Origin of the sequence: Alteraurantiacibacter buctensis, from assembly GCF_009827655.1 — a bacterium.
In the GTDB taxonomy this organism is placed as follows: Bacteria; Pseudomonadota; Alphaproteobacteria; order Sphingomonadales; family Sphingomonadaceae; genus Alteraurantiacibacter; species Alteraurantiacibacter buctensis.
The window spans coordinates 195,898-208,981 of sequence record NZ_WTYV01000003.1 but is presented as its reverse complement, the minus strand read 5'-3'; the positions used below and the strand labels follow the sequence as shown (position 1 = coordinate 208,981).

The following is a 13,084-nucleotide window of genomic DNA, read 5'->3' as shown; positions in this document are numbered from 1 at the left end:
TGCCGCCTGTCGGCTTCCCTCCCGGCGCGCCCTGAGGAGACAAGCCGTGGCCCTATTCGAACCTTTCCCCAACTATGTCTGGAACCTCAGCGTCTCCATCGCGATGGAGAACGGCGGCAAGATCGGCGAGATCGTCGACATCATCAAGCCGCTGATGGCGGCGGCCGAGGCCGGCGAGGATGCCGGCACGCGCGAGTTCATGATCGAATGGGTCAAGATGGCCGACAAGCTGGTGGCCCTGGGCGAGGAAGACCTGGCGCTGGGCCGCGAGTTTTCAGCCGGAAACAAGTTCAAGCGCAGCGCGATCTACTACCAGACCGGGGAACGGATGCAGCCGCATGGCTCGCCCGATCGCATGGCGACCTACCTCAACGGTATCAACAACTTCATGCGCGGCATGAAGCTGACCAATGAACCGGTTGAAAAGGTGACCATTCCCTATCAGGGCAAGGAGATCACAGGCCTGTTCCACAAGGCCCCGGTGGATGGCCCCGCGCCCTGCGTGGTCTATTGCAACGGCCTCGATTCCATGAAGGAAATGCTGTGGATGGGCGGCTTCCCGCACGCCATGGCCAAGCGCGGCGTGCACACCCTGTGCGTGGACCAGCCGGGTACGGGCGAAGCGCTGCGCCTGCAGGGCCTGCCCGCCACCCCCTATTCCGAACAGTGGGCCAGCGCCTGGGTCGACTATCTCGAAACCCGGCCCGACGTGGACAAGGAGCGCCTCGGCATGACTGGCATCTCGCTGGGCGGCCACTTCGCCCCGCGCGCCGTCGCCTATGAACCTCGCTTCAAGAGCGGCGCGGCCTGGGGGGCCAACCACAACTGGCATGAGGTGCAGTTCAAGCGCATGAAGCGCGAGGGCGAGAACCCCGTGCCGCACTACTGGGGCCACGTGTTCTGGGTATTCGGCGCCGAAAACATGGACGACTTCCTGGAGAAGTCGAAGGACATGAACCTCAACGGCCACATGGACCGGATCAAGGTGCCGTTCCTGGTTACCCACGGCGTGAATGACCGGCAGATCAGCCCGGACTATGCCCAGCAGGCTTACGACCAGCTGGTCAATTCGCCGCGCAGGGAACTGAAATGGTTCACGGAACGCGAAGGCGGCGTGGAGCACGTCGGGGCCGACAACCACTCGTTCGCCATCGATTACATGGCCGACTGGTTCGCCGAAACGCTGGGGACCTGGACCAAGGCCTGACATGACGGGGTAAGGGGGTTGCCAAGCTTAAAGATATTGTTTAGATATATCTTATGGCACCCCCGCACAGACCCCCGCCCCGCACGCTCACCGTTATCGGCAAGTCCGCCGTCACCCCCAACATGCTGCGGGTGACACTGGGCGGGTCGGGGCTGGAGGGTTTCCCCGCCGGACAGCAGGGCGGCTACGTCAAGCTGCAACTGCCGCAGGTTGAGGGCAAGAAGGCGGTGCGCACCTACACCATCCGCAACCAACGTGACGGTGAGATAGATCTCGACTTCGCGCTCCACGGCGATACCGCCACCGGCCATGCAGGCCCGGCGACCGAATGGGCGCTGGGGGTGGAACCGGGCGCCACGATCGAGGTGGGCGGCCCTGGCCCTGCCAAGCCGTTGCCCGCCGGCTTCGGCTTTTATTTCGTCGCTGGGGACCTGACCGCACTGCCCGCCATCGCCGTCAACCTCGCCGCCCTGCCGGACAACGCCTGCGGCATGGCGGTTATCGAGGTAGCCAGCCCCGACGATTGCCAGGATCTTGCCCGCCCCAAAGGCGTGGACGTGGTCTGGCTGGTGACCGAGCAGCCCGGCTCACGCCCGGACAAGCTGGCCGAGGAGGCGCGCGCCGCCGCGCTGCCGCTGGAAGAAACCTATGCCTGGGTGGCCTGCGAGTTTTCCGCCATGCAGGCCTTGCGCGCCTATCTGCGCGACGAGTGCGGCCTGGGGCCGGATCGCCTCTACATCTCGTCCTACTGGAAATCGGGCCTTACCGAGGATGCCCACAAGCTGGCCAAGCGAGCCGATGCCGAGGCGCAGGCGGACTAGCGCGCGAACAGCGTCCGCGGCAGCCGCGTCACCGCAAGCACTGCCCCCGCCAGCAGCAGGGCCACCACCAGTGCAGCCGGCGGCGCGCCCGCCAGGCTGGATGCGGCATCGGTGCCCGCCACGCTGAAATAGGCCGCGCCCACCAGCGCGATCCCGCCTGCCCCGCCGATCTGCTGCGCCGTGCGGAACGTGGCACTGGCCGTGCCTGCATGCTCGCGCGGGACCTGCGCGACCACGATGGGTCCCAGCGGTCCCTGCAGCAGGCCCATGCCAATGCCCGCCAGAGCCAGCATGGCCAGCAACGGCGCATTGGCCGGCTGGGCCGCGGCGATCAGGGCCAGGGAGCCAGAGGTGCCCGCGATCATCACCAGTCCGCCCGTCACCGGCACGGCCTTGCCGAAGCGCGGCAGCAAGCGGGGCACCATGAAGCCCACGCCCGCCATCACACCCGCGCCGAAGGGGATGTGCACCAGCGCGGTATCCAGCGCGCTCAACCCCAGCCCCTGTTGCAGCGATATGGCGAACACCAGCAGGAAGCCGGTGGAGGCGGCGGCAAAACCGAAGCCGGCCCAGGTTGCCCAGCGGAAAGTGGGAATGGCGAACAGCGACGGCTCAACCACCGATGCAAGGCCGTGCGTGCGGCGCTGCCTGGCACGTATCCAGCCGAACACCAGCAGGCCCACGCCCGCCACGGCCAGCGCCGCGAAGGGCAACGACCAGCCCTTCTCCGCCGCCTCGATCAGCGGGTAGAGCATGGCTCCGAAGCTGGCGGTGAATACCACCGCGCCCAGCGGGTCAATCTGGGGCGGTGCCAGATCCTCCGCACGAGGCAACACCTTGCGCCCCAGCAGGATCACCCCCAGCCCGATCGGCAGGTTGATCAGGAAGATCGTGCGCCAGCCCAGCCCGAACAGGTCCAGGGCAATCAGCATTCCGCCGATGATCGGGCCGATGATGGCGGCAAGGCCCAGCGTCAGCCCGAAATAGGCCAGCCGCTTGACCCGCTCCAGCGGCGAATAGAGCAGTTGCACCACGGCCATCGACTGCGGGGCCATGATCGCTGCCGCCGCACCCTGCACCACGCGGGCCAGCACCAGGTGCAGCGGATCCTGCGCCAGGCCGCACAGGGCCGATGCCGCGATGAAGCCGCCCACGCCCCACAGGAACACCCGCGCATGGCCGAAGGCATCACCCAGCTTGCCGCCCAGCAGCAGCAGCGATCCCAATGCCAGCAGGTAGCCGGCAACGATCCACTGCATTTCCTGCGGGCTTGCGTGCAGCGCGTCCCGGATTGCGGGCAGCGCGGTGTTGACGATGGTCGAATCGGCTACTTCCAGTACCAGGCCGGTCAGCACCGTAATGAAGGCCAGCGTGCGCTGCCGCTCGCTGATTGCGGGCAGGTTAGCCGCCGATCCAACCGGTTGATCAGCCACGCAAATATCCTTCCAGGAAGCTCGCCCGGAACACGTTCGCGGCGATAATTAAAATGGTGCTTCTATTATGCTGCGAAATGCCCTAGCGTCAATCGCACATTCAACAGCGCCCTTTCGGGCGTGGCCGGACAAGGACGCCGCCAGTGCGTCCGGGGAGAGGGATCATGCAGGCACCATCGGGACAGCGCACGGCGGGTCTTCCGCAAGGGATAACCGTCATTCTCACGGCGTTCCTGCCAATCCTGGCCATCGTCTCGATGTTTCCGGCGGTAGGGGCGATCATCGGCCATTTCATGCCGACCGATCCCAGCGCCGCCACCAAGGTCCCCTCGATGGTGACCGCCCCGGGCCTGGCGATTTCGATCATTGCGCTGTTCGCCGGGGTGCTGGTGGACAAGTACGGTCGGCGCAAGCTGCTGCTGGTCTCCACCTTCTTCTATGGCATCGTCGGTGCGATCCCGTTTTTCCTGGAAGACCTCGACCAGATCTATGCCTCGCGCCTGGCGCTGGGCGTGTGCGAGGCCGCCATCCTGACCACGATCAACACCCTGATCGCCGACTATTGGGACGAGAACGGCCGCCGCCGCTGGCTGACCTTGCAGGGCATCGTCGGCCCAGGGCTGTCTTCGGTGATGATCTTCTTTGCCGGTTCGCTGGTGGCTTGGAAGTGGAACGGCATTTTCCTGCTCTACCTGGTCGCCATCCCGATCTTCTTTGCCATGCTGAAGTGGATGTACGAGCCCGAGAGCGATGCCACCGTGCGCCGCAACCTGGGCATGGACGAAGCGAGCGTGGCCGCCAGCGGCTTCCCCTGGGCCAAGATCGTGGGCATCGGCGTGGTAACGCTGTTCACCTCGCTGATCTACTACGTGTTCATCGTGAACGGTTCGCTGGTTTGGCAGGAACTGGGCGTGACCGATCCCGCCAGCATCGGCCAGATCACTGCCCTGCCCAGCCTGTTTGTGCTGGCCGGTGCGGTTATTTTCTGGGTGCTGGGCAGGAAAGGCATGGCATCGCACTGGCAGATTGCCATCATGCTCGGCTTCCTGGGCTCCGGCCTGGCGCTGATGGGCCTGACCACCGGCTGGCAGGGCATGGTGGCCGGCATGGTGCTGCAACAGACCGGCGCGGGGATGGCTATTCCGGTGCTGATCGCCTGGGCGCAGAACCAGATGCCCCGCGAACATCGCGGACGGGGCATGGGGGTGTGGACTTCCACATTCTTCTTCGGCCAGTTCGCCAGCCCTCTGGTCCTGGGCCTGATCCGCGGGCCGGAAGGCACCACGCAGAGCGTGTTCCTGATCGCCGGCATCGCGGCCATGGTGGGCGGCGTGCTGGTGGCCCTGCTGCTGCGCAGCACGCGGGCCGGTGAGGGTGCCGCCGCATGATCCGCCCCGCGCTCGTCGCCCTTGCCCTGCTCTCGGCTGCTCCCGCCGCCGCACAGGAAAGCTTCAGCTATACCGAGATCGCCGCCCCGCGGCAGACCGGAGCCATCGTCTTGCCCACCGTTCCCGCCGGCACTCCCGACCGCGAACAGTGGATGGTGCAAAACGGCCTGATCGGCGTGCGCAACGTGACCGTGCCCACGCTGACGCCGGTGCTGCCCGCCGGCCCTTCCACCGGCGCAGCGGTGATCGTGGCACCCGGCGGGGCGTTCCTGGGCCTGGCAATCGATCACGAAGGCTGGCAGGTGGCCCGCTGGCTGGCGAACCACGGCATTGCCGCCTTCGTCCTCAAGTATCGCGTGATCCCCACCCCGGCCGACAACGACCAGTTCCGGCGCGAGAATGATGCCATGCGTAATGGCGGCACGGCCAGCTTTGCGCCGCCCGCCGATACGCCGCCCGCAGCGCTGGCCGATGGCCTGGCCGCGATCCGCCACGTGCGCGAGCATGCCACCGAATACGGGATCGACCCGCAGCGCGTGGGCTTCATGGGCTTTTCTGCCGGCGGCTTCCTCAGCCGGAGCGTGGTGGAGCATGGCGGCGCCGATGCGCCCAACTTCGTCGCCCCGATCTATCCCAGCATGGCGCCGATGCAGGTTCCGGCCAATGCCCCGCCGATGTTCGTGGCGATAGCGGCGGACGACTTCCTGCTGGCCATGCATCCGGACATGCCGCTGCTGCGTGACTATCGCGCCGCCGGTGCCCCAATCGAGTTCCACCTGCTGGCCAACGGCGGCCACGGCTTTGGCCTGGCCTTTGGCACGGAGGGCAAGGCGAGCGAGGACTGGATCGAAACGCTGTACCGCTGGATGGGCGTGATCGGCGTGCTGGACGCTCGGCCGTGATGCGCCGAGCGCTTTTGCCGCTGGCCCTGCTGGTCGGCGCTTGTTCGGCCGAACCGCCAGCCGATACGGACGCGGCCAATCGCGCCGTCGTGACCGACTTCGCCCGGCTGTTCTACACCGAGCGCGACGTGCCTGCGGCCTTCGAAACCTACGTTGCCGAGGATTACATCCAGCACAATCCCGGCGTGGCCGATGGGCGCGAGGCCGCAGTAGCGGCACTGGCGGGCATGTTTGCCGAAGCCGGCCGCGAGTTCCGCATCAAGCAGATCCTGGTGGATGGCGACATGGCGGTGATCCATGTCCACGCCATCCCTGCTCCCGGCGAACGCGGCGCATCGGTGTTCGACATGTATCGGCTGGAGGACGGCAAGATCGTGGAACACTGGGACGCAATCCAGCCGGTGCCCGAGACCAGCGCCAACGCGCATCCGATGTTCTGAGGAAACAGGCCATGCTCCACCGCCGCCGCGCCCTGAGTTTGCTTGCGGCTGGCGGTGCCGCGATGGCCCTCCCCGGCTGGACCCGCGCCTCGGCGCAGGGCACGGGCTGGCGCCCGCTGTGGGACGGTCGTTCGCTCGACGGCTGGAGCTTCTGGCAGGACGGCGTGGGCGATTCGGATACGATGGGCGTCGTCTCTATCCGCAATGAGGAGCTGCATTTCCTTGGCGATGGCTATGCCCACGATACCGCCCCGCCCGGCTTCATCGCCACCATGGCGGACCACGGCAACTATCACCTGCGGCTGCAATACCGCTGGGGCGAGCGGCGCTGGGCCCCGCGCGGCTGGCAGGCGCGCAACAGCGGTGTACTCTACCACATGGGCCCTCAGCGGTCCGGCCTGCTGTTTCCCGAAGGTATCGAGTTCCAGATGCAGGAGGGCAACTGCGGCGATGCCATCCTGATCGATGCCCTGGGCGTGCAAGGCCCATCACTGGGCGGCACGCCGCTGTGGCCGAACTGGATCCCCGCCTTTTCCGACGTACCGATTGAGCCAACCGTCAACGGGGGCTATGCCCGCCGGTGGCTGCCGCGCCTCAGCGATTTCGAGCGTGCCGGCGAGTGGAATACGCTCGATCTGGTGTGCTTCGGGGACCAGGCCGCGCAGTTGGTCAATGGCCGTATCGTCAACACGCTGTTCAAGCTGCGCCGGTCCGATGGCACCACGTCGCTGACCAGCGGGCGCATCGCCCTGGAGTTCGAATGGGCGAGCGTGGCCTTCCGCCAGGTGATGATCCGCGAGCTGGACGAGGCGGCGATAGCCTCCATCCGCCGCCAGGGATCGGACTAGGGGGCTTCGGCCTCGCCCGCCTCGCGCCGGCGCAGCTGCATCAGCGCACGGCGGCAGCGGATGGCGGCGGCATCGGTCTTCAGGATGGCGGGCCGTGCATCCCAGAAGTCGGTTTCACCCAGCGCTGCCTGCGCCGCCTCGATCATCGGCTCGTCCTCCTCCACGAAGACCTGCATGGCCATGTCGCGGGCCTGCTCGGTCGGCTCGTGATCATAGAAATAGTGCGATGACCCTTGCGTCTCGGGCGTGATGATGTGCGGGTTCAGCATCGGCGGCAGCAGGTGCACGCCATAAGCCGTGCCAGCCTTGCCGATCTCCACCAGCAGCGCCATCGAAGCAGGGGCGTGCCAGCGCATGTGCAGCTTCTGGTCCACCCTTGCGCCCTCGCCCAGCACTGGTTTGGCCCAAGCCGGCGCACGGGCATCGGTCATGGTCCACTTGTTCCAGATCGCCCCGTCAGCTTCCTGTTGCACGGTCTGCGCGCCGCTTTCGAACAGCGAGCCGTTCACCCCGAAGGTCTCCACGTGGAGAAACTCGGCATGGGTCAGGTCCATCAGGTTGTCGGTCACCAGTTCGTAATTGCCCTGCATCACCAGGTGGCCGCGGGTCATCGGCCTGTAGCTGTCGAGGAAGGCGAAGTCAGGGATCAGGCTCGGGTCTGCCAGCGCCGGATCGCCCGGCCAGAACCACAGCGCGCGATAGCGGGCGACCACCGGCATGGTCGCGGCCTTCACGTGGCCGGGCGGGCTTGCGGGAAACGGCGTGTGGACACAGGCCCCGTCCGGCCCGAAGCCCAGGCCGTGATAGCGACAATGGACCACATCGCCCTGCTTCCTGCCCATCGATAGCGGCACGAAGCGGTGCGGGCAGCGGTCCTCCAGCATGGCATAGGCACCGCTTTCCAGCCGGTGGACCAGCCACGCCTGGTCGAGCAGCTTGCGGCTGAGCATCCCGCCATCGGGCACCTCATGCTCCCACGCGGCCATGTACCAAAGGTTGCGGACGTATGCGGGCATTTGCGCTCTCCTCTTGCGCGGCTCGCGGACAGGGGGAGGGAGTGCGAAGCGTTGCGGCAACCCCGTCCCGCAAGGCGGAACCGTCTTCACGACATGGGGCCCGCAGCTGGCCGCCCGGCTGAAGGGGCAAACCATCCCAGGCGGGCCGTTTGCTCCCGCCACCAGGCATGACGCCATCCTAGATAACTAGAATGGATATTTCAATGAGTACCTAGATGGCCCCTTCGCGCAATAACTGCACGGCGTGATCCGCCGCCCGCGCAGTCAGCGCCATGTAGGTCAGCGAGGGGTTCTGGCAGGCCGAACTGCTCATCTGCGCCCCGTCGGTGACGAACAGGTTGGGGATATCGTGCGCCTGGCTCCACTTGTTGAGCACGCTGGTGGCCGGATCGTGGCCCATGCGCGCGCCGCCCATCTCGTGAATGGCCGAGCCGCCCGCGCCGGGCCGGTCAAAGCCCATGATTACCTGCCCGCCCGCGTGGGTCAGCATCTCGGCCGCATCGGCCTTGGCCTGGGCCAGCGCGGCGTGCTCCTCCGCACCATAGGCAAAGTCGATCTTCAGTTGCGGGATGCCGTTGGCGTCCACCCTCGTGCGGTCCAGCGTCAGGCGGTTGCTGGCCCGCGGCATGCAATCGGCAAAAGCCACCAGCACCACCCGCCAGGGGCCGGGGCCGCGCAGGTTCGCCTTGAAATCCTCGCCCACACCGGGCTCACGCATGCCGCGCACCCAGGCCGATTGCAGCGCCCCGCCCTGGTAGGAGAAGCCGCGGGTATGGCCCACGCCGTCCATCTGGTCCGTATTGCGATAGCGGGCGATCACCGCGCCCGTGGGGCGGTTGCCGAAAGTGGTGATCCCCTCGAACCCCGGAACCAGCGCGGCGGCAGACAGCGTGGTGGGGTGGTCCATGATGTGCGTGCCCAGCACACCGCTGGTGTTTGCCAGGCCGTGCGGATTGGCCTCGCTGGCAGAGTTCAGCAGCACCTGGACCGAATTGAAGCTGCCCGCATTCAGGAACACCATGCGCGCCGTGGCGCTGCCGCTGGCTGCGCCATTGCGGCCCACCCAGCGCACACCGGTGACGCGGCGGGTGGCTGGATCATAGTCCAGCTTCTCCACCACGGCATCGGTCACCACGGTCAGGTTGCCGGTGGCCCGCGCGGCGGGCAGCGTGCTGGACTGGGTGGAGAAATAGGCCCCGAACGAACAGCCGCGCGGGCAGATCGCCCGGTTCTGGCACGGTGCGCGACCGGGTTTGGCCTGCGTCAGGTTGGCAGTGCGGCCGATCATCAGGCGGCGTTCGGGCCAGCGCTCGCCGATCCGTTCACGCAGGGCCTGTTCCACCGCGTTAAGTGCCATCGGCGGCTGGAACTTGCCATCGGGCAAGGACGGCACGCCCTCCATCGAGCCCGATACGCCGATGAATTCCTCCACCAGGTCATACCAAGGCGCAAGATCGGCATAGCGGATCGGCCAGTCGGTGCCGTGCCCGTCGCGCCGGTTGGCATCGAAATCGTAGTCCGACCAGCGATAGGACTGCCGCCCCCAGGTGAGCGAGCGACCGCCGAGCTGGTAGCTGCGAAACCAGTTGAACGCGGTATTCTCGCCTGTCTGGTAGGGATTCTCGCGATCGCTGACGAAATGGTTCTGCGTGAACTCGGTGAAATGGCGGTTCAGGCGCTGCACCGCATGTTCGCTGGCGAAAACCTCCGGATCGCCTTTGCCCCGGAACGGCATGTCCCACGGGGCCTTCATCTCGGTGGCATAGTCGCGTCCGTGAATGATCTCGCGCCCGCGCTCCACCATCAGCACCTTCAGGCCGGCCTGTGTCAGTTGCTTGGCCGACCAGCCGCCGGTGATGCCCGAACCGACCACTATGGCGTCAAAATCGTAATTTTCAGCCATCAGCCGAACTCCACCCCGGTCCACTCGTTGGAATAGGCCCGCTCGCCCGGCTGCACCGGCACGGCAGGATCGAAACGGCCCGGCAGCGGGGCGTATTGCAGTTCCTGCGAGCCGCCGATTTCGGACGTGTAATAGCCCAGCAGGATCAGCGCCTTGACCTTGCGCCATGGGTGCGCGCCGGCATTCTGCGCATAGGCGGCTGCATCCAGCGCGCGGACCTTCTCCAGCCGCGCAGGGGGCGCTTCCTCAAGGAAGCCGGCGCCCAGCACATCATCCAGCCAGTCGACATAGCGCAAGGACCCGTCGGCCCGCAGGAACCGGGTGGAGGCAAAGGTCTGCGCGGCAGGCGGCAGCGGCGCGCGCGAGGCTTCCATGCCGTGGGCCAGCGCCATAGCCACGAAGGCGCCCACTTCCGCATCCCCTGCGCCGGGGGTGTCAGTGGCCGGAATGACGATCTGCGATACCTCGCGCAGCATGGCCAGTTGCCGATCATTGGGAGCCTCTTCAGGGGGTAGCGCAGCGGCCAGATCGGCGGCACCAGCCGATGCCGATACGCAGCCGGGAAGACCCAGCGCGATTGCCAAGAGCCCCGCCGCGCCGACGAATTCGCGGCGGTTCCAGCCTGCACCTGTTCCGGTGGCCATTGATCCTGTCTCATTTGTTTGACTGTTGGCGCGAGACGTATCAGAATGCTCATTCTATTTCCAGCGGAGAATGCCCGTGCTCAAGCTTTCGCGACAAGTCGATTATGGCCAGCCCCCGCGTCCCTTTGCGCTGACCGACACCCACGGCCAGGTGCGGCGGCTGGACGAGTTCACCCAGGGCAAGGGCCTACTGCTGGCCTTCATCTGCAACCATTGCCCATTCGTGCAGCACATCCTGCCGGGGTTGGTGGACTTTGCCCGGGACTATATGCCGCAAGGGCTGCAGGTGGTAGCGATCAGCAGCAACGATCCGGCGGATTTTCCCGATGATGCGCCGGAGGAAATGGCCCGGCTGGCGCAGGCGATGGACTTCCCGTTCCCCTACCTGTTCGATGCCACGCAGGACGTGGCGCTGGCATATGGCGCAATCTGCACGCCCGATTTCTTCCTCTACGATGGCCAGATGAAGCTGGCATATTGCGGCCAGTTCGATCCCAGCCGCCCTGGCCTTGGGCACCCGCCGATGGAGGGGACAGAGACCTGGCGCACCTCTGTGCCGGTGACTGGCGAGGACATGCGCCGCGCCGCCGATGCCGTGCTGGCAGGCCAGCCCGCCCCGCAACCGCAGGTGCCCAGCGCGGGCTGCAACATCAAGTGGAAGGCGGGCAAGGACCCAAGCTGGGGCTAGCTGAACGTCGCCGGATCGGGCGGCGTGAACAACAGGCCACGGGCCACCAGGTCCGCCTCGCTCTGCCGTTCGCGCAGCATGGCCCGGCGATAGCTTGGGCGTTCCTGCATCAGTTCGTCATGCCGGGCGAAAGCGGGGAAGCGGCTGACATCGTAGCGCGCGCCGGCCACGCGGAAGAACGCCCAGTTGAGGTAGGCATCCATCACCGACCACTCGCCATACCACCAGGTCCGCTGCGCCAGCCGCGCCTCGATCATGGCGAAGTTGGGGTCCATCGCCTGGCAAGCGGCATCGTACACGGCCTTGGCGCTGGCCGGCCCGGCAATAAAGGGGGCCATGCGGATGCGGGTGACGATGGGGTGCAGGGTGGCGGCGCAGAAGGCCAGGTCCGCCAGTCGCTCCGCCCGCGCTGCCGGGGTGCTTGCAGGCGGCAGCAGGGCGGCTTCCGGGTGTCGCTCGGCCAGGTAATCGGCAATGGCGACATTCTCGGTCAGCACCAGCCCGTCAATCGCCAGCGCCGGAACCTTGCCCTTGGGGTTGCGGGCCAGGTAGTCCGGCTGGCGGTGTTCGCCGGCCATGAAAGCCACAGTGTGGACGGTGAAATCCACACCCGCCTCCTCCAGCGCCACCAGCGGCACCCGGGCGCAGGTTTGCGGGGCGAAATAGAGCACTGTCTCGGCCATCGTGCCCTCCCTTGGCAGCGTTAGGCCTGGTTAGACCCCGTTAGACCCCCTTCAGTCCAGCCCCATCAGCCGCCGGTTCAGGTCGCGATCGCTGCCGCTGTCGGCAAAATCGTCGAACGCGCGCTCGGTCACGCGGATGATGTGCTGGGCGATAAACGGGGCCCCTTCCGCCGCACCAGCCTCGGGGTGCTTCAGCGCGCACTCCCATTCCAGCACGGCCCAGCCGGGGAAATCGTATTGCGCCATCTTGCTGAAAATGGACGAGAAATCGACCTGCCCGTCACCCAGGCTGCGGAATCGGCCGGCCCGTTCGACCCAGCCCTGATAGCCGCCGTAGACGCCCTGCCGACCGGTGGGATTGAACTCGGCATCCTTCACGTGGAAGCACTTGATGCGCTCGTGATAGATGTCGATGTAATCCAGGTAGTCCAGGCACTGCAGCACGAAGTGACTGGGATCATAGAGAATATTGGCCCGCGGGTGGTTGTTCACCCGTTCCAGGAACATCTCGAAGGTGACGCCATCATGCAGGTCCTCGCCCGGATGGATCTCATAGGCGATGTCCACTCCGCACTCGTCGAAATGGTCGAGGATCGGCGTCCACCGCCGCGCCAGTTCGTCGAAGGCATCCTCCACCAGACCCGCCGGACGCTGCGGCCAGGGGTAGAGGTAGGGCCAGGCCAGCGCGCCCGAAAAGCTGGCATGGGCCGTCAGGCCCAGCCGCTTGCTGGCAGTGCCGGCCATCTTGACCTGCTCCACCGCCCATTCCTGGCGCGCCTTGGGGTTGCCGCGCACGTGCGGTGCGGCAAAGCCATCGAACTGCGCGTCATAGGCGGGGTGCACGGCGACAAGCTGGCCCTGCAGGTGGGTGGAAAGCTCGGTGATTTGCAGGCCGTGGCTGGCAGCAACGCCCGCAATCTCGTCGCAATAGTCCTGGCTTTCCGCTGCCTTGGCGAGGTCGAACAGGCGGCCGTCCCAACTGGGCACCTGCACGCCCTTGTAGCCCATGCCCGCAACCCACTTGCAGATCGCGTCGAACGAATTGAATGGCGCCTCGTCACCCGCAAACTGGGCGAGGAAGATGGCGGGGCCCTTGATGGTCTTCATGTCT

General features: G+C 66.4%; 13 protein-coding genes. 7 read left to right on the top strand and 6 right to left on the bottom strand.

Going from position 1 to position 13,084, the window contains the following annotated elements; genetic code table 11:
* Window positions 1–46 precede the first annotated feature (46 nt).
* Both GRI99_RS09830 and GRI99_RS09825 read left to right on the top strand, forming a co-directional pair.
* The gene (locus GRI99_RS09830; RefSeq protein WP_160771869.1) at window positions 47–1,207 is read left to right on the top strand and encodes an alpha/beta hydrolase; all 1,161 of its coding nucleotides are present in this window, start codon (window positions 47–49) and stop codon (window positions 1,205–1,207) included.
* A 53-nt stretch (window positions 1,208–1,260) separates the two neighbouring features.
* The gene (locus GRI99_RS09825) at window positions 1,261–2,028 is read left to right on the top strand and encodes a siderophore-interacting protein (protein WP_160771868.1); all 768 of its coding nucleotides are present in this window, start codon (window positions 1,261–1,263) and stop codon (window positions 2,026–2,028) included.
* On the opposite strand, the gene GRI99_RS09820 is transcribed toward GRI99_RS09825, so the two are convergent.
* Window positions 2,025–3,461, bottom strand: coding sequence for an MFS transporter (locus GRI99_RS09820; protein ID WP_160771867.1), 1,437 nt, complete (start codon window positions 3,459–3,461; stop codon window positions 2,025–2,027). The genes GRI99_RS09825 and GRI99_RS09820 overlap by 4 nt on opposite strands.
* Before the next feature lie 164 nt (window positions 3,462–3,625).
* Here GRI99_RS09820 and GRI99_RS09815 point away from each other — a divergent pair, with 164 nt between their 5' ends.
* The 4 genes from GRI99_RS09815 to GRI99_RS09800 are packed head-to-tail and all read left to right on the top strand — an operon-like array spanning window position 3,626 to window position 7,039.
* Window positions 3,626–4,849 carry an MFS transporter gene (locus GRI99_RS09815; RefSeq protein WP_160771866.1) on the top strand — a complete coding sequence of 408 codons (1,224 nt, stop codon included), beginning with the start codon at window positions 3,626–3,628 and terminating at the stop codon, window positions 4,847–4,849.
* Window positions 4,846–5,751: an alpha/beta hydrolase gene (locus GRI99_RS09810; protein ID WP_160771865.1), complete on the top strand. Its 906-nt coding sequence runs from the start codon at window positions 4,846–4,848 to the stop codon at window positions 5,749–5,751. The genes GRI99_RS09815 and GRI99_RS09810 overlap by 4 nt, the downstream gene beginning before the upstream one ends.
* Window positions 5,751–6,191, top strand: a complete 441-nt coding sequence (locus GRI99_RS09805; RefSeq protein WP_160771864.1) for a nuclear transport factor 2 family protein — start codon at window positions 5,751–5,753, stop codon at window positions 6,189–6,191. The genes GRI99_RS09810 and GRI99_RS09805 overlap by 1 nt, the downstream gene beginning before the upstream one ends.
* An 11-nt stretch (window positions 6,192–6,202) precedes the next feature.
* Complete coding sequence (locus tag GRI99_RS09800; RefSeq protein ID WP_160771863.1) at window positions 6,203–7,039, top strand: 3-keto-disaccharide hydrolase; 837 nt, start codon at window positions 6,203–6,205, stop codon at window positions 7,037–7,039.
* On the opposite strand, the gene GRI99_RS09795 is transcribed toward GRI99_RS09800, so the two are convergent.
* The 3 genes from GRI99_RS09795 to GRI99_RS09785 all read right to left on the bottom strand — a co-directional run bounded on the left by GRI99_RS09795 (window position 7,036) and on the right by GRI99_RS09785 (window position 10,602).
* Window positions 7,036–8,055 (bottom strand): Rieske 2Fe-2S domain-containing protein, encoded by a 1,020-nt coding sequence (locus tag GRI99_RS09795; protein WP_160771862.1) that lies wholly within the window; start codon window positions 8,053–8,055, stop codon window positions 7,036–7,038. The genes GRI99_RS09800 and GRI99_RS09795 overlap by 4 nt on opposite strands.
* A 211-nt stretch (window positions 8,056–8,266) precedes the next feature.
* The gene (locus GRI99_RS09790; RefSeq protein WP_160771861.1) at window positions 8,267–9,958 is read right to left on the bottom strand and encodes a GMC oxidoreductase; all 1,692 of its coding nucleotides are present in this window, start codon (window positions 9,956–9,958) and stop codon (window positions 8,267–8,269) included.
* Complete coding sequence (locus GRI99_RS09785; protein ID WP_160771860.1) at window positions 9,958–10,602, bottom strand: gluconate 2-dehydrogenase subunit 3 family protein; 645 nt, start codon at window positions 10,600–10,602, stop codon at window positions 9,958–9,960. Before GRI99_RS09785 ends, GRI99_RS09790 begins: the two co-directional genes overlap by 1 nt.
* Before the next feature lie 76 nt (window positions 10,603–10,678).
* On the opposite strand from GRI99_RS09785, the gene GRI99_RS09780 reads away from it, so the two are divergent.
* The gene (locus GRI99_RS09780; protein WP_160771859.1) at window positions 10,679–11,290 is read left to right on the top strand and encodes a redoxin domain-containing protein; all 612 of its coding nucleotides are present in this window, start codon (window positions 10,679–10,681) and stop codon (window positions 11,288–11,290) included.
* On the opposite strand, the gene GRI99_RS09775 is transcribed toward GRI99_RS09780, so the two are convergent.
* Window positions 11,287–11,973, bottom strand: a complete 687-nt coding sequence (locus GRI99_RS09775) for a glutathione S-transferase family protein (protein ID WP_160771858.1) — start codon at window positions 11,971–11,973, stop codon at window positions 11,287–11,289. The genes GRI99_RS09780 and GRI99_RS09775 overlap by 4 nt on opposite strands.
* Before the next feature lie 51 nt (window positions 11,974–12,024).
* Window positions 12,025–13,080: a sugar phosphate isomerase/epimerase family protein gene (locus tag GRI99_RS09770; protein ID WP_160771857.1), complete on the bottom strand. Its 1,056-nt coding sequence runs from the start codon at window positions 13,078–13,080 to the stop codon at window positions 12,025–12,027.
* Window positions 13,081–13,084: the final 4 nt, after the last annotated feature.